This is a genomic window from Arthrobacter liuii (genome assembly GCF_014639275.1).
GTDB lineage: Bacteria > Actinomycetota > Actinomycetes > Actinomycetales > Micrococcaceae > Arthrobacter > Arthrobacter liuii.
On the sequence record NZ_BMFW01000002.1, the window covers coordinates 39,426 to 63,233 of the forward strand.

General features: G+C 67.0%; 22 protein-coding genes. 14 read left to right on the plus strand and 8 right to left on the minus strand.

All coding sequences use genetic code 11. The annotated features are described in order from the left end of the window. From IEW19_RS02130 to IEW19_RS23880, 5 genes are all read left to right on the plus strand, one after another. Positions 1 to 783, plus strand: coding sequence for a type II secretion system F family protein (locus IEW19_RS02130; RefSeq protein WP_188570050.1), 783 nt, complete (start codon positions 1 to 3; stop codon positions 781 to 783). Then, positions 780 to 1,388 carry a type II secretion system F family protein gene (locus tag IEW19_RS02135; RefSeq protein WP_188570051.1) on the plus strand — a complete coding sequence of 203 codons (609 nt, stop codon included), beginning with the start codon at positions 780 to 782 and terminating at the stop codon, positions 1,386 to 1,388. The genes IEW19_RS02130 and IEW19_RS02135 overlap by 4 nt, the downstream gene beginning before the upstream one ends. Positions 1,389 to 1,610: 222 nt before the next feature. Continuing rightward, positions 1,611 to 2,012, plus strand: coding sequence for a DUF4244 domain-containing protein (locus IEW19_RS02140; RefSeq protein ID WP_188570052.1), 402 nt, complete (start codon positions 1,611 to 1,613; stop codon positions 2,010 to 2,012). 14 nt (positions 2,013 to 2,026) lie between these two features. Beyond that, positions 2,027 to 2,509, plus strand: a complete 483-nt coding sequence (locus tag IEW19_RS02145) for a TadE family type IV pilus minor pilin (RefSeq protein WP_308419963.1) — start codon at positions 2,027 to 2,029, stop codon at positions 2,507 to 2,509. After that, a complete protein-coding gene (locus IEW19_RS23880; RefSeq protein WP_268236230.1) occupies positions 2,506 to 2,988 on the plus strand; it encodes an Rv3654c family TadE-like protein in 483 nt (160 codons plus the stop codon). The genes IEW19_RS02145 and IEW19_RS23880 overlap by 4 nt, the downstream gene beginning before the upstream one ends. 22 nt (positions 2,989 to 3,010) lie before the next feature. Here IEW19_RS23880 and sftH read toward each other — a convergent pair whose 3' ends face one another. Continuing rightward, the gene (gene sftH / locus IEW19_RS02155) at positions 3,011 to 5,386 is read right to left on the minus strand and encodes a DEAD/DEAH box helicase (RefSeq protein ID WP_188570053.1); all 2,376 of its coding nucleotides are present in this window, start codon (positions 5,384 to 5,386) and stop codon (positions 3,011 to 3,013) included. Positions 5,387 to 5,456: 70 nt separating this feature from the next. After that, positions 5,457 to 6,149 carry a GNAT family N-acetyltransferase gene (locus tag IEW19_RS02160; RefSeq protein WP_188570054.1) on the minus strand — a complete coding sequence of 231 codons (693 nt, stop codon included), beginning with the start codon at positions 6,147 to 6,149 and terminating at the stop codon, positions 5,457 to 5,459. A 150-nt stretch (positions 6,150 to 6,299) separates the two neighbouring features. On the opposite strand from IEW19_RS02160, the gene trhO reads away from it, so the two are divergent. Then, a complete protein-coding gene (trhO, locus tag IEW19_RS02165) occupies positions 6,300 to 7,196 on the plus strand; it encodes an oxygen-dependent tRNA uridine(34) hydroxylase TrhO (RefSeq protein WP_188570055.1) in 897 nt (298 codons plus the stop codon). 22 nt (positions 7,197 to 7,218) lie between these two features. Here trhO and IEW19_RS02170 read toward each other — a convergent pair whose 3' ends face one another. Together IEW19_RS02170 and IEW19_RS02175 are read right to left on the minus strand one after the other, a co-directional pair. Then, the gene (locus tag IEW19_RS02170) at positions 7,219 to 7,782 is read right to left on the minus strand and encodes a DUF6023 family protein (RefSeq protein ID WP_229748267.1); all 564 of its coding nucleotides are present in this window, start codon (positions 7,780 to 7,782) and stop codon (positions 7,219 to 7,221) included. A gap of 51 nt (positions 7,783 to 7,833) precedes the next feature. Then, positions 7,834 to 8,310 (minus strand): DUF6023 family protein, encoded by a 477-nt coding sequence (locus IEW19_RS02175; protein ID WP_188570056.1) that lies wholly within the window; start codon positions 8,308 to 8,310, stop codon positions 7,834 to 7,836. A 43-nt stretch (positions 8,311 to 8,353) separates the two neighbouring features. Here IEW19_RS02175 and IEW19_RS02180 point away from each other — a divergent pair, with 43 nt between their 5' ends. The 5 genes from IEW19_RS02180 (at position 8,354) to proC (ending at position 15,425) form a co-directional block, all read left to right on the plus strand. After that, positions 8,354 to 10,027 carry a N5-glutamine methyltransferase family protein gene (locus IEW19_RS02180; RefSeq protein WP_188570057.1) on the plus strand — a complete coding sequence of 558 codons (1,674 nt, stop codon included), beginning with the start codon at positions 8,354 to 8,356 and terminating at the stop codon, positions 10,025 to 10,027. 123 nt (positions 10,028 to 10,150) lie between these two features. Continuing rightward, positions 10,151 to 12,877, plus strand: a complete 2,727-nt coding sequence (topA, locus tag IEW19_RS02185; protein WP_188570058.1) for a type I DNA topoisomerase — start codon at positions 10,151 to 10,153, stop codon at positions 12,875 to 12,877. 86 nt (positions 12,878 to 12,963) lie between these two features. Further along, positions 12,964 to 13,383, plus strand: coding sequence for an SseB family protein (locus IEW19_RS02190; protein WP_188570059.1), 420 nt, complete (start codon positions 12,964 to 12,966; stop codon positions 13,381 to 13,383). 7 nt (positions 13,384 to 13,390) lie between these two features. Continuing rightward, positions 13,391 to 14,380 (plus strand): Ppx/GppA phosphatase family protein, encoded by a 990-nt coding sequence (locus tag IEW19_RS02195; RefSeq protein ID WP_188570060.1) that lies wholly within the window; start codon positions 13,391 to 13,393, stop codon positions 14,378 to 14,380. A gap of 211 nt (positions 14,381 to 14,591) precedes the next feature. Continuing rightward, entirely contained in the window at positions 14,592 to 15,425 is an 834-nt protein-coding gene (gene proC / locus IEW19_RS02200; RefSeq protein WP_188570061.1) for a pyrroline-5-carboxylate reductase, read from the plus strand. Here the strand turns inward: proC and IEW19_RS02205 are convergent. Continuing rightward, complete coding sequence (locus IEW19_RS02205; RefSeq protein ID WP_188570062.1) at positions 15,422 to 16,108, minus strand: potassium channel family protein; 687 nt, start codon at positions 16,106 to 16,108, stop codon at positions 15,422 to 15,424. The genes proC and IEW19_RS02205 overlap by 4 nt on opposite strands. After that, on the minus strand, positions 16,101 to 17,534 hold the full coding sequence (locus IEW19_RS02210; protein WP_188570063.1) for a TrkH family potassium uptake protein: 1,434 nt from the start codon (positions 17,532 to 17,534) through the stop codon (positions 16,101 to 16,103). The genes IEW19_RS02205 and IEW19_RS02210 overlap by 8 nt, the downstream gene beginning before the upstream one ends. Positions 17,535 to 17,641: 107 nt before the next feature. On the opposite strand from IEW19_RS02210, the gene IEW19_RS02215 reads away from it, so the two are divergent. After that, positions 17,642 to 18,853, plus strand: a complete 1,212-nt coding sequence (locus IEW19_RS02215; protein ID WP_188570064.1) for an acetoin utilization protein AcuC — start codon at positions 17,642 to 17,644, stop codon at positions 18,851 to 18,853. Between the two features lie 70 nt (positions 18,854 to 18,923). Further along, a complete protein-coding gene (locus IEW19_RS02220) occupies positions 18,924 to 19,529 on the plus strand; it encodes an ArsR/SmtB family transcription factor (protein WP_188570065.1) in 606 nt (201 codons plus the stop codon). A gap of 75 nt (positions 19,530 to 19,604) precedes the next feature. On the opposite strand, the gene IEW19_RS02225 is transcribed toward IEW19_RS02220, so the two are convergent. Both IEW19_RS02225 and IEW19_RS02230 read right to left on the minus strand, forming a co-directional pair. Then, positions 19,605 to 20,942: an alpha-hydroxy acid oxidase gene (locus IEW19_RS02225; protein ID WP_308419964.1), complete on the minus strand. Its 1,338-nt coding sequence runs from the start codon at positions 20,940 to 20,942 to the stop codon at positions 19,605 to 19,607. A 68-nt stretch (positions 20,943 to 21,010) separates the two neighbouring features. Then, a complete protein-coding gene (locus IEW19_RS02230; RefSeq protein ID WP_188570066.1) occupies positions 21,011 to 22,045 on the minus strand; it encodes a LacI family DNA-binding transcriptional regulator in 1,035 nt (344 codons plus the stop codon). Positions 22,046 to 22,398: 353 nt separating this feature from the next. Here IEW19_RS02230 and IEW19_RS02235 point away from each other — a divergent pair, with 353 nt between their 5' ends. Beyond that, entirely contained in the window at positions 22,399 to 23,802 is a 1,404-nt protein-coding gene (locus IEW19_RS02235) for a Gfo/Idh/MocA family protein (RefSeq protein WP_188570067.1), read from the plus strand. Positions 23,803 to 23,808 lie beyond the last annotated feature (6 nt).

Below are 23,808 nucleotides of genomic sequence, written 5' to 3' on the forward strand. Positions count from 1 at the left end.
ATGGTTCTGTGCGGAGCAGTGCTGTTGCTCCTCAAGCCGCCCTTGAACGCTGTTTCCAGGTTGCGCGCGGCAACCGGCAGGAGCACGAAGGCGCCACGTTCGGGGAAGGATTGGACACTGCCGTGGCGCCGACCGGCAGGCGGGAGCGCGTCAAGGGCGCGGGGGCGGGGCGTGGCCCTGGTGGTGCAGCAGTTGGCGGCGCTGCTCCGGGGCGGACGGACGCCCGGGCGGCTGTGGGACGAGCTGTGGACCGTATACGGCAACCCGGGTGAAAATGGGCAGCAGCTTGAAGGGGCACGCGCGCCCGGGACAGGGCTGTCAGAAGGTTCAACTGCGGTGCTGGCATCCGCGCGGGCGGCTGCGGCTACCGGTGCTCCCGTTTCGGCGGCCATCCGGCGTGCGGTCTCCATGGCGTTCCCACCCCGGGACAGGGAGGCAAGGACCTGGACCGAGCTCGCTGCCTGCTTTGACATCGCAGAAGCCAGCGGGTGTCCGCTGGCCGACGTGCTGACCCGGTTCGCAGCCCAGCTGGAAGCGGAGGATGACGCAGACGCGGCCCGGGAGACGGCCCTCGCCGGGCCTAAAGCCACGGTCCGCCTCCTGACGTGGCTTCCATTGATGGGTCTTGGACTCGGCGCTGCCCTGGGCGTGGATCCGCTGGCCACCTTGCTGGGAACACCCCTTGGCCTGGCTGCGTTGGTGGGCGGCGTGGTCCTCACCGCAGCGGGGAGGGCCTGGTCCGCCCGGCTCGTTTCGGCGGCAGCGGGGGCAGGAGCACCATGACACTGGGTTGGACCCCGGGACTTGCAGTGTTCCTGCTGTTCGCATCAGGCGTCTGGCTTGCCTGTTCCGGCCATGGCCTTTCGCGTCAACGGCTGCGGCACGTGCTTCCTGCCGGTTCAAGGGCAAAGGAGGGTGCCGCCGCCGAGGGGCCTGCCGGGAGCCGCGGAAGAGGCTTGAAGGATACCGCCATGATGCTCGAACTCGTGGCGGCGATGCTCGACGCTGGAGCCGGAATCGGGCGTTCCCTTGAGCTTGTGGCGGCCTCCGCCGCGCCCCGGTACAGGGACACCCTGCGGCCGGTGGTCTCTGCGCTGGCCATTGGCGCCGACTGGGAAACAGCATGGCGCAGCTCCGCCGTCCGCCTCCCGGAAATCCTGGAGCTCCGGGACGCCCTTGGCTTCGCCGCGGTCACCGGCGCACCGTCTTCCGCGATCCTCTACGCCCAGGCCGCAAGGCTCCGCAGGGAACGGTTCCGGGCAGCGGAAAAGAGGGCCGCTTCGCTCGGGGTGAAGCTGGTAATTCCGCTGGGCCTGTGCTCGCTGCCTGCCTTTATCTGCCTCGGCGTCGTGCCGGTACTGCTGGCACTGGTGCCATCCGGGTCCTAGCGATTCCTTCCTCCACCCTGCGAATCGCTCCGCCCCGGACCTTTCCTCCACCATGGTCTTTTCCTCCACTGGTCCCTTTCTCCACCCGATGATCCCTTCCTCCACAGCGCGGGAGCGGCCCACCTTTTCCACTTAGCGCACCCCCTCCCTTACCGGCTTGAATGCGGCCGGGAAGAGTCAAGACAGCCGGTGATTCCACCGGCAGCAACGAAAGGAAATGAGATGTCCATGAACCACCGCCGCAGCATTTACTCCGCCGGAACGTCAGCGCTCGCCGCTTCCAGGCAGAGGCCCACGGGACGGGACGGCAGCCCGCGCAGGACCGGCGGCGCCCCGTACGTTTCTGCCCCTGCATCATCCGTCCTGGACTCGGCTGCCACAAACGCATCCGTCCCGCTGCCCGACAACGTGGTGGAGCTCTACCCCCGTTCCGGCAGCGCCCCGTCCCCGGCCCGGCGAAGCGCAAGGCTGCTGGGATCAGAGGCCGGCATGGCCACTGCGGAATACGCCATCGCTACCCTGGCGGCTGTCGGATTTGCTGGGCTTCTCGTGTTCATCCTCCGCAGCGACGAGGTGCGCGGCTTCCTGCTCAACCTCATCCGAACCGCCCTGGCACTCCCGTGAGGCAGGCGGCGGGCATGCCGCCTCCCAGGGCACCCAATGAAGCATCAGCAACCGGCAACACTGCCTGCAGCAAAGGGGACCAGGGAACAGCAGATGGAGCCTCGGACGCCCGGGGCACCGTGACAGCAGAGTTCGCCGTTGCACTGCCTGCCGTGCTGGCACTGCTGGCCATGCTGCTTGCCGGGGCCGCCGCGGGCATGACGCAGCTGCGCATCGAGGAGGGGGCCCGTGCCGGTGCCAGGGCCTTGGCCCGCGGCGACGACCCCGCAGCGGTGGAACGGACAGTCCGGACGCTTGCCGGCGGCTCGGCGGCCGCGTCAGTTGCTGCCGACGGCGAGTGGTTCAGCGTCACAGTCACTGACCACGTGCCCGGGCCCCTGGGGGCCTCGATCCCGTGGACCCTCACCGCACGTGCGTCAACACGGAGCGAGACAGCGGGGACCGGGGCTGCCAGCGGCGTTGGTAGCGCCTTGGCCGACCGCAGGGGCCTCAAATGATGGAGGAAGTCGAGGTGCGGCATCATGCCGGTAGACGCCAGCCTGGCATGGAGCCGCTCCATCCGCGGGGCAGGTGGGGCCACCCCAGGGTCCGGTGGCCCCACGCTGCTGCCGGGCATCCCGGGCGGGGCACAGGGGATCACCCCGAGCGCGGCTCGGGGACGGTCCTGGCCGCAGGACTGGCACTGGTGGTCATGACGGCTATGGCGGTCATGCTCCTGCTGGCCCAGTCGGCCGTGCTCGCAAGCAGGGCGGCAGCGGCTGCGGACCTGGCGGCCCTTGCCGCTGCGGATGCCCTTCGCGGCATCACCACGGGTGACCCTTGCACCGTCGCGGCCGAAGTGGCAGCCCGCCACGCGGCCACCGTCCTTAGCTGCTCGGAAGGCCCGGCACAGACTGTTGAGGTGCGGACCGGGCTCCGCGAGCGTTCGCTGCTGGGAGCAGCAACCGGACATGCCCGGGCAGGGCCTCCGCCATAGAGTTGACGGCTTCGAACAATAGTCAGCTCCTGGCTTCCAAACCCACCGGCACGGCTTCTGTTGCGTCCTTGAGCAGGACGTCGAGCAGGGTCACCGCGGCGGCCTTGTCCAGGGGGTTGTTCTTGTTCCCGCACTTGGGGGACTGGACGCAGGACGGGCAACCCCAGTCGCACTCGCAGGCTTTGATGGCGTCCCGGGTTGCTGACAGCCACACCATTGCTTTGTCGAAACCCCGTTCGGCAAACCCCGCCCCGCCGGGGTGCCCGTCATACACAAAGATGGTGGGCACCCCGGTGTCGGCGTGCAGTGCCGTGGAGACCCCGCCGATGTCCCACCGGTCGCTGGAAGCCACCAAGGGCAGAAGACCGATCGCAGCGTGTTCCGCCGCATGCAGGGCCCCCGGGAACTGCGCTTCGATGAGGCCTGCCCCCGTCAGGGAGCGGTTGTCCACCACGAACCATACTGCCTTGGTGAAGAGCTCCCGGGCTCCCAGCTCAAGCGGTTCCTCGCCCAGGACCTCATTGGAAATTAGGGCCTTGCGTTGGAAGGAGACCACCTGTGTGGTGACTTTCACGTCGCCGAAGTGGACGGTCACGTCGCCCCACTGCATGGTCCGCACCGTGTCCAGGACCTCGATCTGGGTGACATCCCGTGCCGTGGTGTAGTAGTCGGGGTTCGCCCGGCGCACCATGACGCAGTGGTCGTCCTCGTTCAGGTCCTCCACCACGTAGGTATCGCCCTGGTGGACGTACACCGCTCCGGTGTGGGCCTGGTAGTGGGTCTGCGGCGAGTCCATGGTTCCCAGGAGGGAGCCGGTCTCGGCGTCCACGATGCTGACCGGACCTCCGCCGTCGGCCCGGAGGTTGACCATGGCCGCGGCGCTCTGGGAATGGGTCCAGAACCAGCCCGCTGGCCGACGCCGGAGGTAGCCCTGCGCCACCAGCCGGTCCAGGAGCGCTTCGGCAGTCCCGCCAAAGAGGTCCAGCTCGGCGGGGCCCAGCGGAAGTTCCGCTGCCGCCGCGCACAGGTGTGGTCCGAGAACGTAGGGGTTGGACGGGTCGAAGACGGTTGCTTCCACCGACACGTCGAAAATGGCTTCGGGGTGGTTCACCAGGAACGTGTCCAGCGGGTCATCGCTGGCCACAAACGCAGCGATGGCGTCCTGGCCTGCCCGGCCGGCCCGGCCAATCTGCTGGAACAGGGATGCCCGCGTGCCGGGCCAGCCGGCCACCAGGACCGCGTCGAGTCCGGAAATATCAATCCCGAGTTCCAGGGCTGACGTGCTGGAAACACCCAGCAGCTGGCCCGAACGCAGGGACTTCTCCACCGCACGGCGTTCCTCCGGCAGGTAACCCGAGCGGTATGCTGCCACGCGCTGCGGAAGGCTGGGATCCACCTCATCCAGCAGGCGCTTGGTAATGGCAGAGATGGTCTCGGCGCCGCGACGGGACTTGATGAAGGCGATGGTGCGGATCCGTGCGGATACCAGGTTGGCCAGCAGGTCCGATGTTTCGGCCACGGCGGTGCGCCGCTCTTGGGCCCCGTTCTCGCCGCGTACCTCGGTCAGCGCCGGCTCCCACAGCGCAACAGTGGTGGCCCCATGGGGCGAGCAGTCGCGTGACACTGCCTTCACGGGGGCGCCGATGAGGCGTGAGAACGAGACATCGGGCTCGGAAGCGGTGGCGGAGGCGGCAATGAACACGGGTTCGGGGAATGCGGTTCCCGCCCCGTAGTAGGAGCAGATGCGGCGGAGGCGGCGCATCAGGTTGGCCACGTGCGATCCGAAGACGCCCCGGTAGCTGTGGGCCTCGTCCACGATGACGTAGCGCAGCCGGCGGAAGAACCCGGCCCACCAGGCGTGGTTGGGCAGGATGCCAAAGTGCAGCATGTCGGGGTTGGCCAGGATGAAGTTCGCGTGGTCCCGGATCCATCGGCGGGCAGCGGGATCGGTGTCGCCGTCGTAAGTCTCTGCCCGGACCGTCGGCAATTTCAGGGCGCGGATGGCGTTTAGCTGGTCGGCGGCCAACGCCTTGGTGGGGGAGAGATAAAGGGTGACCGCGCCGTCGTCGTGAATCTTGCCGGGGTCCGCGAGCACACGCAGTTCGGACCGGTGGATCGCATCCAGCGCCGGCAACTGGTACGCCAGGGACTTCCCGGAAGCAGTTCCGGTGGCCACCACAACGTGCTCCCCCGAGTGGGCTGCATGGGCCGCGTCCACCTGGTGACGGTATGGCTCCCGTATCCCCAAGGCCCCGTACGCCTCGGCAATGTCCGGGTGCAACCAGGCTGGCCACGCTGCGTGGACTGCCTCCCGCGCCGGCATGGTGCGGATATGACGGAGCTGTTCCGGGTCCGGGCCGCGGCCCAGCAAAGGAATCAGGGAGTCATGGGGATTCACCCCACCATTCTTTCATCCGGCGCCACGGCGTACCCCCGCGGTTCGCCTATGGGGAAACCGAAAACCCGGCTCAGCTCAGCGAGAGGTCCGCTCCGTCATGGGACGCCGACAGCATCAGAACCCGGGCGACCGTGGTCCAACCAAGGTGTGAGTAGAGCTTTTGCCCGTCCAGGGACGCCAGCAGCAGGCCGCTGCGGACATCGTGCCCCAAAGCCTGCGCCGCCAGCGCACGCATGATGAAACTGCCCAGGCCCCTGCGCTGGAACGCCGGTTCGGTGATGATCTTGTCGAACACTGCGGTATCGCCCACAACGAACACCCGGCCGCTGGCCGCGATGGCGTCTCCGGAGCGGACCTCGGCGTAGTGGACGCCATCCTGCTCGAATGTGGACAGGCTCAGGTCGTCGTCGGAAAGCCAGGGGTCCTCGGCGTCCTGCGTTTCCATGTCCACGATCATCATCGTCTGCGAGTCAGAGGTGACATTCAGCCCTTGCCGGGCTGCCAGGGCGGCATAGCGTGAGGGATCGTTGGTGAGGATGGTCAGCACCCGGGCAGGGGATTCCGCCGTCTTGCCGGCCAGCACGGCGAACTCGACATCAGTGGGTTCGGACGCGAAGACTTCCCACTCACCGCTGGTGTCAGCGCGGAGCGCGGCAGGAAAACGGCCCTCAACGGAGGTCTGGTAACCACGACACCCTGCCCAGCCGGCAACCCACACCTCAAGCAGGCCAGTGATGTCTTCAACCAGGGTTTCCGGACTCATGGCAAGAGACTATTCCAGCCCGATCGTCAGCAACAGGGGGTGCGGAAGTGCTTATGCAATTGTGATAAGTCCCCAGCCGCCCGCCACCGTGTGCGGGGACCTGCGCCGGGCCATGACTGGGCCCGCAGCGCAGCCGGTACCCTTAAATACGTGGCTTTGAACAAGATTGTGCTCTTTTACGGCTTTACCCCCATCGCCGACCCGGACGCCGTGCGGCTCTGGCAGCGAGCCCTTTGCGAGAAGCTGGGCCTGAACGGGCGCATCATCATTTCCAGGGACGGGATCAACGCCACCGTGGGCGGGGAAATCGGCGCCGTAAAACAGTACGTCAAGACCACGCGCGAGTACCCCGGATTCCGGGGCATCGACGTTAAATGGTCCGACGGCGGCGCGGAGGACTTCCCCCGGCTCAGCGTTAAGGTGCGGGATGAGATCGTCTCCTTCGGCGCGCCCGGAGAACTCAAGGTCGATGCCAACGGCGTGGTGGGCGGCGGGACGCACCTCAAACCGGAGCAGCTGCATGAGCTTGTGGACGCCAAGAAGCAGGACGGCGAGGACGTGGTCTTCTTCGACGGCCGGAACGCCTTCGAAGCGCAAATCGGCCGGTTCAAGGACGCAGTGGTCCCCGATGTTGCCACCACCCACGACTTCATCAAGGAGCTGGACTCCGGCAAGTACGACTCCCTGAAGGACAAGCCAGTGGTCACCTACTGCACGGGAGGCATCCGCTGCGAGGTGCTGTCCAGCCTGATGGTGAACCGCGGCTTCAAAGAGGTGTACCAGCTGGACGGCGGCATTGTCCGGTACGGCGAAGCGTTCAAGGACCAGGGGCTCTGGGAAGGCTCGCTGTACGTCTTTGACAAGCGCATGCACCTGGAGTTCAGCGAGGATGCCCAGACAATCGGCCAGTGCGTCCGCTGCTCGGCGCCCACCAGTAAATTCGAGAACTGCTCCAACCCCAGCTGCCGTACTTTGACGCTGTACTGCGCCGGGTGCGCCGCCAGCCCGGAGACCCTCCGCTGCCCGGAAGGCTGCGCGGCGGCCTGACGCCCGGACGCCCAGGCAAACGTCAGAGCCGGTGGACGCGGAACGCGTAGTTCGCCGCAGTCCTCGCCTCCAGCCTGACCGTCAGGACGCTGTCCGTTGACACGTAGATGACCATTTCGCGATTGATGCCGCACCGCAGGCCCAGGTCCACCAGGGTGAGGGTCTCGGTGCGGACCGTGAAGGTCACCCGGCGCTGGCTGCGGCAGGCGATGGCGAGGATATAGGTTCCGGTCTCCAGGACCGGCGACGGGACGATGCGCACTTCCCCGGCAGCCAGGAGCCCGGCGTCGGCCTGGATCACGGGGCCGGTGGTCCCCGGAAGTGCACGGGATACCCAGTCACCCAGCTCCGCGTCGCTGACCGGGTCCTGCTGCAGCGGGTCGTGGGTGAAGGCCGGTGCCGGGACAACAGTTGCGGTGCCCTGCGCACTGCCGGCCCGGCCGTCGTCGTACGTATATTCACAGCCAGCCAGCGCACCTGCCGCAAGCACAAGTCCAAGGGCGACGGCGGCCGCCGGCTTCGCTGCCAGGGGCGCCCGTGCTGTCCTTTGGGGAGGGGGCGCGGAGGTTCTCCGCACGCTGGGCATAGTCCGACATTATGCCCGTAAAAGGTGGCGGACCAGAGCCGGAACGAAGGGTTATTGCGCCGGTGCCAAGTGGTAAGCGTAAAGCAGCGGAGCGTCCACGCTGGAGCTGCTGATCTCGACGCGTCCAGCAGCGGGCAGGATGATTTTGGTGGTCTCCGGGCGGCCGTTGCAGGCCGCCCCTGCTTCCGCCACGGCCTTGCCGTCCAGCGACACGGCAAAGAACGCCTTGCCCGTGCCGTCACACACCGCGGTCAGCGTGTAGGTGCCGGCGGACACCCTGGCGGACTCCTGCACGATGCGGTCCCGGTTGAGGATCTTTCCCGAGTCCTGGAGCACCACACCCGCCGGAGACGACGGCAGCGCGGTGGCCCGCCACTTCGGAACATCCGCGTTCTCCACGGAGGCCACTGGTGTACACCCCGCCACGGCAAGGCAGACGGCCGCTGCAACCACTGCCCCCGGCAGCGAACGGCGGACCGCAGCGGCTGCCGTGCGGGCGCGCGGAAGGAGGGAGGGGCTGGAAGGCATGGCTCCACCGTACCGTGCAGGCACGGCGGACTAAACTTGTGCGGTGCCTAGATCCCCTTACGAGTTCACCGCCGGCAACACCCCCGATGCTCCCCGCAGCGACCTCCCAGCGCTGCTGGCTGCACTCGCAGCGGACCTGCGCAGCCTGGACTACACGCTCGACGGCGTGGCCCGGCTGCTTGGCCCCACCGCCTCGGCAGCGCTGAACCGGGACCAGATCATCCCCGCGTTGCTCGCTGCAGAGCAGGCAGTGCGGGAGGACAACCGCGTGGCGCCGCTTGCCGCCGTCGTCCGCCTGTGGCTCCTCGCCGAGCCGCAGGAAGGCGGAACGCTCGACGGCGCACTTCCGGGCACCGGCGTGGAAGGCCTCCTGGAACTTGGGCTGGTGCAGCCCGTCCCAGGCTCGATGCTGCTCACGGCGAAGGCCGACCTGCGTCCGTACGGCTGGGACAAGAACGACGATGGCAGCGGCGGTGCGGAGCTGTGGGTGGCCAGCGACCTTGCGGCCCACCAGCAGGCGGGAGTGCTGCGGCACGACCACGTCCTGGGCATCGGGCAGGCATCAACCACTTTGGTGCAGACCACCATCCGCCGCCACACCGAACGCGCCCTGGACCTGGGTACGGGCTGCGGCATCCAGGCCTTCCACCTGCTGCACCATTGCCAGCACGTGACCGCCACCGACATCTCAGAGCGCGCCCTGGCCTACGCGCGGTTCAACATCCTGCTTAACGCAGAGGCGCTCTCCGTCGACCCGGACCGACTCGAGGACAGGGTGAGCCTGCGCCTGGGCTCGCTCCTGGAGCCGGTGACCGGCGAGGAATTCGGACTGGTGGTTTCCAACCCGCCGTTCGTCATCACTCCGCGCAGCGCCGGGGAGGACGCTGCCGGCCAGTTCACCTACCGCGACGGCGGCCTGCCGGGCGATGAGATCGTGGCGTCCCTGGTGGCGGGCCTGCCCGGCATCCTGGCGCCCGGTGGTTGGGCCCAGATGCTGGGGAACTGGGAAGTGGCGGCCGGTTCGGGGTGGGACGAACGGCCTAAGTCGTGGGTGCGGCCGGGCACTGACGCCTGGTTCATCCAGCGCGAGCAGGTCAGCCCGGAACAATACGCAGAAACCTGGCTGCGGGATGCCTCGGAGTCCCGGGACCGGCAGCATTACCGGGCGGCCTACGCCGCCTACCTCGCGGATTTCGCCTCCAGGAATGTGGCGGGCATCGGGTTTGGCATGGTGTGGCTGCGGCGCCCCGCTCACGGTGGGCCTGCCGCGATCAGCCGCTTCGAGGAAATCACCTACCCCATCGAGCAGCCCATCGGCCCCCACCTGGGCGCCGCCGTCGAACGCAGCGACTGGCTGGCTGCGCATGATCTTGGCGGGACGCACCTGCTCGTGGCGGACGATGTCACCGAGGAACGCCACCAGCGCCCCGGCGCGGAGCACCCCGGCGTGATCCTGCTCCGGCAGGGTGCCGGGCTGCGCCGCACCAACCTGATGAGCACCGAGCTGGCGGGCTTCGTGTCCGCGTGCGACGGCGACCTCACCGCCGGGCAAATCGCCGGCGCCTTGGAGGCCCTCCTGGGTGGTGGCCTGGACGTCGGGAAAGGCGGCGGCAGAGCGTTCGACGCCGGGTCCTTCCAGGGAGCGCTGCTCGCCGACGTAGCCAACCTGGTCCGCGACGGCTTCCTTATTCCGGCGGCGATAGCGGCTGAGGGGTGAGCCCCCTCAAGCCCTTAACGGAGCCCCGTCTTTTCCACATGAATGCGCACGATTCCCCAAAATATGGTGAACTAGGCGAACATGGGCTCATCTGCCCCAGCAATCTTTTTCTGTAGGAGCACCGTGCCAAGCAAGGCCAAAACCGGCAAGAAACTCGTGATCGTGGAGTCTCCGGCCAAGAGCAAGACCATCGCCAAGTACCTAGGCGAGGGCTTCATCGTTGAGGCCTCCATTGGTCACATCCGCGACCTGCCGCAGCCCTCCGAACTCCCTGCCGAGCTGAAGAAGACCTCAGTCGGCAAGTTCGCCGTCGACATTGAACACGACTTCAAGCCCTACTACGTGGTGTCCGCGGACAAGAAGAAAAAGGTCACCGAGCTCAAGGCCGCGCTCAAGGACGCCGACGAACTCTATCTCGCAACAGATGGGGACCGCGAGGGCGAAGCCATCGCGTGGCACCTGCTGGAAGTCCTCAAGCCCAAGGTCCCGGTGTACCGGATGACGTTCGGCGAAATCACCAAGGAAGCCATCCAGCGCGCCATGGGCAACCTGCGCGACGTGGACCAGGACCTGGTGGACGCCCAGGAAACCCGCCGCGTCCTGGACCGCCTCTACGGCTACGAAATCTCGCCCGTGCTGTGGCGCAAGGTGGCCCGTGGCCTGTCCGCCGGCCGCGTGCAGTCCGTGGTCACCCGCATGGTGGTGGACCGCGAACGCGAACGCATGGCCTTCAGGGCCGCCTCCTACTGGGACCTGACCGGCCAGTTCGGCGCCGACTCCGGCTCGTTCAAGGCCAAGCTTGCCGCCGTTGACGGCGCCAAGGTGGCCACGGGGCGCGACTTCAACGACAACGGCGAGCTCACCTCCCGGAACGTTGCCCATCTCAATGAGGAGCTGGCAACGTCCCTCGCGGCCGGCCTGCAGAATGCCGACTTCCACGTCCGCTCGGTGGACACCAAGCCGTACACGCGCCGTCCGGCTGCACCGTTCACCACCTCCACGCTTCAGCAGGAGGCCGGCCGCAAGCTGCGCTTCTCCTCCAAGAGCACCATGCAGATCGCCCAGCGGCTGTACGAAAACGGCTACATCACCTATATGCGTACGGACTCGTCGGCGCTGAGTGACGAGGCCGTCACGGCAGCCCGCCGGCAGGCCTCCGAGCTGTACGGGCCCGAATACGTTCCGCAGTCGCCGCGCGTGTACTCGAACAAGGCCGCGAACGCACAGGAGGCCCACGAGGCCGTCCGCCCCGCCGGTGACTCCTTCCGTACGCCCGCCCAGGTTGCCAAGCAGCTCTCCGGGGACGAGTTCCGCCTGTATGAGCTCATCTGGAAGCGGACGGTCGCCTCCCAGATGGGTGATGCCAAGGGCTCGACGGCGACCATCCGCCTGGGCGCCGTGTCCACCGACGGACGGGACGCCGAGTTCTCCGCCTCCGGCACCGTGATCACGTTCCCCGGCTTCCTCGCCGCCTATGAGGAAGGCAAGGACGAAACCCGCGGCGACGACGAGTCCGACGAAGCCCGGCGCCTGCCCAACGTGGCCAAGGGCGACTCCCTCACCGCCGCGGACATCCAGGCCGTGGGCCACGAGACCTCACCCCCGCCGCGCTACACGGAAGCATCCCTGACCGCGGAGCTGGAGAAGAAAGGCATCGGGCGTCCGTCCACCTACGCCTCCACCATCTCCACCATCCAGGACCGCGGCTACGTCCGGAAGCAGGGCTCGGCCCTGGTGCCCAGCTGGATCGCCTTCTCGGTCATCCGGCTCCTGGAACAGCACTTCTCCGATTACGTGGATTACGAGTTCACCGCCGACATGGAAGGCGACCTGGACAAGATCGCCAACGGCCAGGAGGCGGGCGCTTCCTGGCTGCGCCACTTCTACTTCGGCGAGGATTCCGACCCCGGCCTGCTGAGCATCGTGAACAACCTCGGCGAGATCGACGCCCGGGAAATCAACTCGATCCCCATCACCGACGAGATCACGCTCCGGGTGGGCAAGTTCGGCCCGTACCTGGAAAGCTCGGCCGCTGTGGTGGATCCGAAGACCGGTGAGATCGTGGAGTCGGCCCGCGCCAATGTGCCCGAGGACCTGGCCCCGGACGAGCTCACTGCCGCCAAGGCCATCGAACTGATGGAGACGGCGGCGCCCGAGGAACGCGTTCTGGGCGCCGATCCGCATACGGGGCACACCGTCGTGGCCAAGAACGGCCGCTACGGCGCCTACGTCACCGAGGTCATCCCGGAGATGACCGATGAAGAACTGGCCAGGCAGCCGGTGGAGTACTACAAGAACGGCAAGCCCAAGCCTGCCAAGAAACCGGTCAAGGCCAAGCCGCGCACGGGTTCCCTGTTCAAGTCCATGACCGTCGAGTCCGTGACCCTGGACGAGGCCTTGCAGCTCATGAGCCTGCCCCGCGCCCTGGGGGAGGACGCTGAAGGCAACCTCATCACGGTACAGAACGGTCGGTTCGGGCCCTACCTGAAGAAGGGGACCGACTCCCGCTCCATCGGCTCCGAAGAGGAAATCTTCACCATCGCCCTGGAACAGGCCCTGGAGATCTACTCTCAGCCCAAGCAGCGCGGCGCCCGTGCAGCGGTGCCGCCGCTGGCCGAGTTCGGCCCGGACCCGGTCTCCGAGAAGAACATCGTGGTGAAGGAAGGCCGGTTCGGGCCCTACATCACCGATGGCATCACCAACATCACGGTTCCCCGCGCCACTTCCCTGGAGGAGCTCACGCGTGAGCAGGCGGTGGAACTGCTGGCCGAGAAGCGCGCCAAGGGCCCCGTCAAGCGGACCGCCACCCGTAAGGCGCCGGCCAAGAAGAAGGCGACGGCCAAGAAGTAGCCCATGCTGGCTGGGAGCAGTGTCCTGGGAGCAGTGTCCTGGCCGGCGCGTTTGCGCCGGCCACCGGATCGTGATCGGCTAGGTTCATGACTGAACAGCAGGGAATCGACGAAACCAACCCGCTCAATGACCTTGAGGAGAAGCTCGCCACCGGCGGGCAGCCTGAGGCGGACCCCGTGGACGTCATCCTGTCGTTCCTCAACAGCGAGGTCTACATCATCAGTTCGGACACCGTTGAGGATGTCGACTCCCAGGTGGAGCCCCTGGTCCTTGCCAATGCCGACGGCGACCCCGTCCTTGCCGTTTTCTCGCACCCCAGCAGGGTGGACCAGCAGTACCTGGAAGCTGCCCCAAACGTGCTGGGCACGCAGGGTGATGCCATCATCGCCAACCTTGGTGAAGAACTGGGCATGGTGATCAATCCCGGAGCCGCCTACGGTTTCGAAATCAACCCCGAAGGCGTGGCCAACATCAGGCGCGACTTCAAGCGCGCCGACGAGCAATAATGTCCCCATGCGTCTAGGCGTCCTCGACATAGGGTCCAACACTGTCCATCTGCTCCTGGTGGATGCCCACCCCGGCGCGCAGCCGGTTCCTTTCGCGTCCCATAAGCGGCCGCTGTCCCTGGTGCAATACCTTGAACCGGATGGCAGCATCAGCGACGAGGGCCAGCACGAGCTGACTGAGTTCGTGCTGGAAGCGTGGGAGTTTGCTGCCCGGCACAAGGCCGAGGACCTGTTGGCCTTCTGTACGTCGGCCATCCGCGAGGCCGCCAACGGCCCCGCAGTGCTGGCGCGGGTCAAGCATGAGACCACGGTGACCCTCCAGGAACTTACCGGCAGCGAGGAAGCGTCCATGACGTTCTTCGCTGTGCGGCGCTGGCATGGGTGGGGTGCCGGTCCCATCCTGAACCTGGACATCGGCGGCGGTTCCTTCGAGATGGCCTTCGGCCAGGATGAACTTCCGGAAGTGGCCACGTCCGTGCCGCTGGGCGCCAGCCGGCTCACCAGAGACTGGCTGGCCGAGGATCCGCCCTCGGCCAAGAGCGTCAAGGAACTCCGGCGCTACATCCGGGCCACGCTCAAGCCCGCCGTCCGCGAATTCGACGGCCTGGGACGGGCAAACGTGGTGGCCGGAACCTCCAAGACTTTCCGTTCACTCGCCCGGATCGCCGGTGCCGCTCCCAGCGCCGAGGGCCCCTACGTCAAGCGTGAACTGCACGCCTCGGACCTTGGCATCTGGACCCAGCGGATCTCGGCCATGAGTTCGGAGGACAGGCTGCACCTTCCCGGAGTCTCAGAGGCCCGGGCCCACCAGCTCCTGGCCGGTGCCCTGGTGGCCGAGGCTGCCTTGGAGATGTTCAAGTTCAAGAAGCTCCGAATTTGCCCCTGGGCACTGCGTGAAGGGCTCATCCTGCGCCGCCTGGACCAGCTGGTATTTTCCGGGCCCTTGCAGCCTGCGCCGCATGTAGCCGGCGCGCCACCTGTGGCAGCAGCGGTCTAGCGGTTAAAAGCGGAAGCACCGGGGCCAGCAACAGGAAAATGGGGGAAAAACCTGTTGCCGAGCCACCGGTGCCCTGGCAGACATCCCCATGCCTGCCGCATCACTCGCACCCTCAATGAGGTAATAACTACGTTAGGGTCCCAAGTTGTGCGCTGGCTGCGCTGAAGATGGGAGTTGCCTGTGAATGCGTGCGAACTGCAATGATGGAGGCATGAGCAACCGAATCGCATTCCTTGGCTGTGGATCCATGAACGAAGCCATTCTTGGCGGCCTGCTGGAGGCAGGGACGGATCCGGCGGATGTGGTGGCCACGGTCCGCCGCGCAGAGCGCGCCTCGGAACTTGCCGAGCGGTACCACGGGATCACGGCGATCGCCGGTGAGGAAGAACCAGACAACAACAGGCAGGCAAGTAAGGGATCCGCCGTCGTCATCCTTGGCGTCAAGCCGGTGGGCATCGCGGACCTGGCCCGGGATATCAGCCCTGCCCTTTCGCCGAACACGGTGGTGGTCAGCGTGGCCGCGGCGGTGTCGATCGCCCAGCTGGAGGCCGCACTCCCTGCCGGGCAGCCGGTGATCCGGACGATGCCCAACACGCCCGCAAAGCTGGGCCGCGGCGTCGTATCCGTCTCGCCCGGCACGCACTGCACCCCTGAACAGCTCCAAATGGTCAAGGACATCCTGCAGGGGGCCGGGACTGTTGTCGAGGTCCCCGAGGAGCAGGTGGATGCGTTGTCGGCCATCAGTGGATCCGGACCGGCGTACGCCTTCTACCTCGCCGAGGCCATGGCTTCAGCGGGGGAGGAACTGGGCCTGGACCGGGAGTTGTCCCTGCTGCTGGCGCGCGAAACAGTGGCTGGTGCCGGCCTCATGCTCGCCGAACCCGGGGCGGACCCCGCAGCGCTGCGCAAAGCCGTCACCAGCCCTAACGGCACTACCGAACGTGCCATCGCCACGTTCGACGAACAGGGCATCCCGGCGATCATCGCGGCCGGCGCCCGGGCGGCGGCCGACCGGGCAGCGGAAATCACCAGGCAGCTCGGCTAGGGACGCGCGGCGAACCGTTCGAGCAGGTCCACGTGGCCGGAGACGATCAGCATGTCCCGCGAGGACACCTTGGTCTCGGGCCGGGCATAGGTGAAGTCCTCACCGGGGGACTTCACCCCCACGATGGTCACACCGTACCTGGAACGGACCTTTGACTCGTCCAGGGTGAAGCCCACGGTCTCGCGCGGCGGGTACATCTTCACGATGGCGAAGTCGTCGTCGAACTCGATGAAGTCCAGCATGCGCCCGGACACGAGGTGTGCGGCGCGGACACCCGCGTCGGCCTCCGGGTAGATGACATGGTTGGCGCCGATCCGCGTGAGGATCTTGCCGTGCGAAGGCGTGATGGCCTTGACCCAAAGGTGCTCAATGCCGAGGTCCACCAGGTTGACGGTGATCAGTACCGAGGACTCGATGGAGGTGCCCACGCCCACCACAGCGGAACTGAACTCCTGGGCCCCCAGCTGGCGGAGTGCATCGATGTTAGTCGCGTCGGCCTCCACCACATGGGTCAGGAGGGGTGCCCACTTCTGCACCAGGTTCCGGTCCCGCTCGATGGCGAGGACCTCACGGCCCTGCTTGACCAGTTGCTCGGCGGTGGATGATCCGAAGCGGCCCAGCCCTATCACCAAGACCGGGGCGTTGTGGGCGGGGCGCCGGGGGGCGTCTGTGGAACTAGCCAATGATCGGCCTCTCTTCGGGATAGTGGTACAACTGGCTGCGCTGGCGCAATGCCAGTGCAGCGGCGAGGGTAACGGTCCCCACGCGGCCCGCGAACATAAGGGCCGTTAGGACGTAGACGCCCTCGGGCGGCACCTCGGCGCTGAGGCCGGTGCTCAGGCCAACGGTGGCGAAGGCCGAAATCGTTTCGAACAGCACCCGGTCCAGTGACGCACCGCTGAACTGCAGGAGCAGGAAGGCGGAGACGGAAACCAAGGTGGCGCCGGCAACGATCACGGAGATGGCCACCCGCATGGTGCCCTGCGGAATGGTCCGGCCGTACACCTTCACGTCGGCATCGCCGCGGGCCTCGGCAACGATGGCCAGGAACATCACGGCAATGGTGGTCACCTTGATGCCGCCCGCCGTCGACGCCGACCCGCCGCCGGCGAACATCAGCGCGTCGGTCAGCAGCTTGGTGGTGGATTCCATGTGGTTCTGGTCCACGAGGTTGAATCCGCCCGAACGCGTCATGACCGAGGCAAACAGCGAGTGGGTGATCTTGTCACCGAGGCCCATCGGCCCGATGGTCCGGGCGTTGTCCCACTCCATCAGCGCCCACAGGAACGTGCCCGCGGCGAGCAGGATGAGTGAGACCTGGATGGTGAGCTTGGTGTGGAGGTTCCATTTCTTCCAGTTCAGCCCGTTCTGCTGCAGCACCATCACCACGGGAAAGCCCAGGCTGCCCAGGAAAACCCCCACCATCAGGGGGATGAGGATCCACAGGTCCGTCTCGTAGGGCACGATGCCGTCCGAATGCGGAGTGAAACCGGCGTTGTTGAACGACGAGATTGAGTAGAAGATGCCGTGCCAGACAGACTGCCAGAACGGCTCGCCCAGGGTAAGGAAGCGCGGGATCAAGGTTAGGGCCAGGATGCCTTCGATGACCACTGAGGTAGTGATGACGATCCGCAGCAGGGTGCCAACCTCGCCCAGGCGGCCGGCGTTGTTCATGGATTCCGCCGCGATGATCTTGCCCCGCACACCCAGCCGCTTGCTCACCATCAGCGCCAGCAACGAAGCCAGCGTCAAGGTGCCCAAGCCGCCGATGAAGATGCCCACCAGGATGACCAGCTGGCCAAAGAAGGACCAGTGGACCGCCGTCGACACCACCGTGAGCCCCGTGACGCAGACCGCCGAGACAGCGGTGAACAGCGCCTGGTGGAAGGGCGTGGGAGTTCCGTCGGCTGAAGAAACCGGCAGTGACAGCAGGAACGTGAACACCGTGCAGACGGCGCCGAACGCGGTCAGGGCCAGCCGTGCGGGAGAGGTGTTGGCAATGTCGTCAATGAAGTCGCGCAGCCGCGTGAAGATCCAGAGGCCCTCCCGCTCCTGCGCCGGGGGGTGCCAGGGGGCCGGGGTCCGGGGCCTCGACTGGCTTTGCGTCATGTGTGGCTTTTCCTCGGTTGAAACGGCTTCCCTCAGTAGTAAACCACTAAAGCCCGCATCCTGGCCGGGCGGGGGCCGGCAGTGCGGGCTCGGGTAGCCTGTGATTGATGACATACCTGCCCGGACTCAGCCAGCCCGCGCCCCCAACGATGGTGGCGTGGAGTCCTGACATGACAGCCTACAACTTCGGCGCGGGCCACCCCATGGCGCCGGAGCGCATGGACTTGACCGCCCGCCTTGCCCGCAGCCTGGGGCTCTTCGACCTGGAGCACGTTGACGTGGCGGCGCCGGACGTGGCCTCCGACGCCGAGCTGCAGTCCGTCCACTCACCCGATTACGTGGCGGCAGTCCGGCGCGTCAGCGCCGATCCCTCGCAACCTGACGAATCGCGAGGACTTGGAACCGAGGACGACCCCGCGTTCGCCGGCATGCACGAGGCCGCGGCGCGCCTGGCTGGCGGATCCCTGATGGCGGCCCAACGCGTGCTGGCGGGATCCGCCGTGCATGCCGTCAATTTCGGCGGTGGTATGCACCACGCCGCCCGGGACCGCGCCAGCGGATTCTGTATCTACAACGACGCCGCAATCGCCGTCCGAAGGCTGCTCGACGGAGGCGTGGGCAAGGTGGCCTATATCGACGTCGATGCGCACCACGGCGACGGCACGCAGAACATCTTCTGGGACGATCCCCGCGTCCTGACGCTCTCGCTGCACGAGACAGGGCTGACCCTCTTCCCCGGAACCGGCTTCGCCAACGAGATCGGCGGCCCGGCGGCAGAGGGGACGGCCGTGAACGTCGCCCTCCCGGCGGGCACTGCTGACGCCGGCTGGCTTCGGGCCTTCTATGCCGTGGTGCCGCAACTGGTGGGCGCCTTCCAGCCGGAGGTGATCGTGAGCCAGCACGGCTGCGATTCGCACCGCAGCGACCCCCTCACGCACCTCAACCTCAGCGTGGACGGACAGCGCGAGGCAGCGACCGCCGTCGGGCACCTGGCCGAGCGCTACTGCGAGGGGCGCTGGATCGCCACCGGCGGCGGGGGCTACAACGTGCTGGATGTGGTGCCGCGGGCGTGGAGCCACTTGGTGGCCATCGCGGCGGGACGGCCCGTGCCGCTGCGGACGCCGGTGCCCGGGGAGTGGCGGCAGTACGTGACAGAGAAGTTCGGCACCGGGGCGCCAGCCCTCATGGGGGACGACGTGGAGCTGTGGTGGCGGTCCTGGGAAGTGGGCTTCGATCCCAATGACGCCGTGGACCGCACGGTCATGGCCACGCGCAAGGCCGTGTTTCCGCTCCATGGGCTGGACCCCTGGTTCGACTAGTCCGGCATGGACGTTTGCACGGCCGAAATAGTTGATGCCTTTGGACGTATATGTCGCTAGGGTGGGAGGCATGGTGACAGACGACGTATTTGCCGTCATAGCGGAATCCACCCGGCGGGACATTTTGGTGGCCCTCCGGGGAGGAGACAAAGCCGTGGGGGAACTGGTGGAGGAACTGGCGGCGAGCCAGCCCACCATTTCCAAGCACCTGAAAGTCCTCCGGGAAGCACAGCTGGTCAGCATGCGCGCGCAGGGCCAGAAGCGCTATTACGCCTTGAACCGGGGGCCGCTGGAGGGCATCGCCAGCTGGTTGGAAACGTTCGACGTCGGCACTGGCGCCCCGGCTGCCGCTTCACCTGCCAGCCTGGACCAGACAGCGGGCGGCCAGGCGGCGCCGGCCCACCTGAAGGAAGGCGTCGCTGCTGCGGCCGCCTCCCAGCCACCGGCCCACAGGACACTGGAACCGGCGTCGCAGGCCGGCCGCGGGGAAGTCCCGGCACCCGTCCTGGTGCGGGAAGGCGCCGAGCTGAGCCCCGCCGTCGTGATTCCCGGCGGCACCGCCGCCCCGCTGAGCGACGACAGCGTTCCGCAACAAATCGGCCGCACTGTTGGCCGTGCGGCCACCAAGGCGGCTGACCTGCTGGCCAACCTGCCGAAGTTTGGCCGGAAAAAATAGCCCGTGGACCCAAGTAGGTAGCGCCAAGTGCCGTTTTGAACGCGCAAAACGACACTTGGCGCTACTCAGTTGGGACTAATTCGTCAGCACGCGCACGTGGTCCGGGGTGAGCTCCGAAATCCGGCTGACGCCCAGGAGCGCCATGGTGCGTGCCATGTCCTTCTCAAGGATCTCCAGGGTGCGGTCCACGCCCGCGCGTCCGCCGGCCATCAGGCCGTAGAGGTACGCGCGGCCGATCAGCGTGAAGTCGGCGCCGAGGGCCAGTGCCGCCACGATGTCGGCGCCGCTCATGATGCCGGTGTCCAGCATGATCGCCGCATCGGTGTTGTCAGCGGTGAACGCCTGTTTGACCTCCGGGAGAAGGTGGAACGGAATGGGGGCGCGGTCCAGCTGCCGGCCGCCATGGTTGGACAGGACCACGCCGTCTGCGCCGTGGTCCACCACCCGGCGGGCGTCCTCCACGGTTTGGATGCCTTTGACCACCAGGTTGCCCTTCCAGGTTTCGCGCAGCCAGTCCAGGTCCTCGAACGTGAGCGTGGGATCGAACATCGAGTTGATCAGGTCCGCCACCGTGCCGGTGTAGCGGGACAGGGAGGCGAAGGTCAGCGGCTCGTGGGTGAGGAAATTGAACCACCAGGCGGGCCGGTAGGAGGCATCCAGGACGGTCTTGAGGGTCAGCGCCGGCGGGATGGTCATGCCGTTGCGGACATCGCGGAGCCGGGCGCCGGCCACGGCGGTATCCACGGTGACCATGAGGGTGTCGTTGCCCGCCTTGGCCGCGCGTTCGATCAGTTCCAGGGAGCGGTCCCGGTCTGTCCACAGGTAGAGCTGGAACCAGTTGCGCCCGTTGGGGGCTGCGGCGGCCACGTCCTCGATGGAAGCGGTGCCCATGGTGGACAGGGTGTAGGGGATGCCGGCGGCCTCAGCGGCCTGGGATCCCGCGTACTCGCCCTCGGATTGCATCATCCGGGTGAAGCCGGTGGGTGCTATGCCGACGGGCAGCCGCGACTTCTTGCCCAGGACGGCGGTGCTGAGGTCGATGGTGGAGACGTTCCGCAGGATGCCGGGCCGGAACTCGATGTCCAGGAACGCCTGGCGGGCGCGGCGGAGCGTGATTTCGCCCTCGGCCGCCCCGTCCGTGTAGTCGAAGGGTGCCTTGGGCGTGCGGCGCTTGGCGATGTCGCGCAGCTCCCAGACGGTGCTGGCCCGCTTCAGCCGCGCCTCCCTGCTGAATTCCGGCTTCTTGAACTGCATCAGCGGCGCGAGGTCCGAGTACCTGGGGACGCGGCGCTTCAGGGCCGCGGGAAGGGCGGACGACGACGGAGCCGCGGCAGGTGCCGGCGCTGCGGGAATGTCCGTGCTGTCCGGCGCCGGGGTAGCTTCCGGGTTGGTGGGCTGGATGGTGTGGGTCATGGCGTCCTCCGTTGCTCCAGGCAAGATGGGTTTGGGCGAAAATACTCCAGTTATTGGTCCGGCGGCGGTCAGCCGTGGACTGTGCTCCGCGGCGCTTTGGCCGGTCCCGTGCTGGCACGGACTTCCAGCCGCGGATGGTACCGGCCGCCGGGGGTTCCGTCCTCTTCCTTACGGATCAGTGCCCTGAGCTGGTGCCATGCCTGCTCGCCCAGCTCGGTGATGGGGACCGCACCGGTGGTGAGGGCCGGCGTCGTATACTTGGCGAAGGGAATGTCGTCGAAGCCGGTCACCGAAATGTCGCCGGGGACATCCAGTCCGCGCTCGTGGAGGCCGCTCATCAGGCCCATGGCCACCAGGTCGTTGAAGGCCAGGATGCCGGTGGCCCCGCTCGCCAGCACGGCATCCACCGCTTCATGCCCGGTGTCGAAGTCGGAGCCCCCCTCCAGCATGGTCACCTGCACCTCGGGATGGGCTGCCTTGAAGGTCTCCAGGCCCTTGAGCCGCATCTCGTTGGAGGCGCTGCGGGGCGGTCCTGCAAGGAAGGCCAGCCGGGTGTGGCCCAGTTCCACCAGATGCCCCGCGATGTCCTGGACGCCCTGGCCATAGTCAACCACCAGGCTGGGCACATGCGGGGCGGCGGTGGTGCGGTTGATCAGCACCAGCGGGTGCAGCGAGGGTGCGATCTCCTCCAGCTCCGCGTCGCTCATGCGCGGGGCGCACAGTACCAGTCCGTCACACCGGCGGCGGGCCTCGCCGGCCAGGATGGATTCCTCGCTGGACACCTCGAATGAGTCCGCGATCAGCACCCGGTAGCCGTCCTCGGCGGCCGCCCGGCTCAGGCCGCGAAGGATAGCCTGGAAGGTGGGGTTGGCCAGGTCCGGCACCACGATGCCGATGGTGTCCGTCTTGCCCAGCGCCAGGCTGCGTCCCACCGGATTGGGCTGGTACTTCAGTTCGGCTGCAGCTGCGCGGACCCGGGCCGCGATGTCCGGGTCCACCGTGAAGTTTCCGTTCATGACGCGCGAAACCGTGGCATGGGAGACTCCAGCCTTCACCGCGACGTCCGCGATGCCGATCCGGCCGCTTGCCGATTTCCTGGCCATGGGGAACCCTTCTCTTGCGCCGTAGCCCATACGCCGGGAGCATTCGGCGCCCGGCCCGCGCAGGCCTTGCTGGCTGGTGCGTTGAAAGACAGCATATACGGGACGCGGAAAGCGATTTCTACGTTTTCCCGCTCTTTTTCCCGCGCGGCGGACGAAGGTCCACCGGCGCGAGCAGGAAAACGCTTTCTTGGCGCCCCAAAAGTGGTTGACGGATGGACTGGCGGGTTGATAGAACTGCTATAGCAAAGCGAGAAAGCGTTTTCTCGCTAGTTGGTCATCATGGTGCAGCAGAGCGCCGCCGAACTACAGCATCCGCGCCAGCGGCCAGTAAATGAGCTTTCGAAAGGGACCCCATGGTCAACACAGCCCAGAAGGCTTCGGCCGCAGCCACTTCCCAGGACGGCGGCAAGTCCCGCGTTGCCCTTGTCGGCACCGGCGGCCGTTCCGAGATGTACATCCGCGCCATCTTCGGCAAGCACGCTGACACCGCTGAGCTGGTGGCGTTCTCCGACGTGAACCCCGGCCGGGTGCAGTTCTACCAGAAGCTCATCCAGGAACTGGGTGCTGCAGGGCCCGTCGCGTCGTTTGCCCCTGCCGACCTCACCGCTTTCATCCAGGCCAACAATATTGACCGGGTCATCGTCACCACGCCGGACTACACCCACGCCGACTTCATCGTGGAGGGACTCCGCGCCGGTGCGGACGTCGTCGTCGAAAAGCCCCTGACCATTGACGCCGAGGGCTGCCGCCGGATCACCCAGGCCGTGCACGAAACCGGCCGGAACGTGGTGGTCACGTTCAATTACCGCTACTCGCCGCGCAACAGCGCCCTCAAGGAGATCATCCAGGGCGGCGTGATCGGCAAGGTTACGTCCATCGACTTCAGCTGGGTCCTGGACACCGTCCACGGCGCGGACTACTTCCGCCGCTGGCACCGCGAGAAGAAGAACTCCGGCGGCCTGCTCATCCACAAGGCGTCCCATCACTTCGACCTGGTCAACTGGTGGATCGACGACGTCCCCGAGCGCGTCTTCGCCTCCGGCGGCCTGAAGTTCTACGGCGACAAGAACGCTGCCGAACGCGGACTGGGCCCGCGCCCGGAACGCGGAACGCCCGACGCCGGTGCGCCCGCCACCCAAAAGGACCCCTTCGCGCTTGACCTGAGGGAGGACGAGCGGCTCAAAGCGCTGTTCCTGGACAACGAACACTACGACGGCTACCGCCGCGACCAGGACGTCTTCACTGGCGGCATCACCATCGAGGACAACCTGGCGCTGGTGGTGGAGTACCAGGGCGGCCCCCGCCTGAGCTACTCACTGAACGCGCACAGCCCATGGGAGGGCTACCGGGTGGCGGTCAACGGCACCGGGGGCCGGGCCGAGCTTGAAGTGGTGGAGCGCGCAGCGGTGCTGCACAGCACCGACAAAAAGACCGTGGTGGACCCTTCCGCGACACCGGTTGAGGAAGAAGACGCCGTGCGCCGCAACGGCGAGCGCCTGGTGGTCCAGCGCCACTGGGAGGCCGCCTACGAGGTGCCCATCGTCAACGGCGAGGGCGGCCACGGCGGCGGCGACGAACTGCTGCTCTCGGACCTCTTCAACGGACCGGGCGAGGATCCGCTGGGCCGTCCCTCCGGCTACCTGGACGGGCTGCGTTCGGTGTCCGTGGGCATCGCCGGCAACCGCTCCCTCGAAACGTCCCTCCCCGTGCGCGTCGAGGACCTGGACCTCGGCGTCGACCTTCGCCGCGGCAAGTAAGGACGC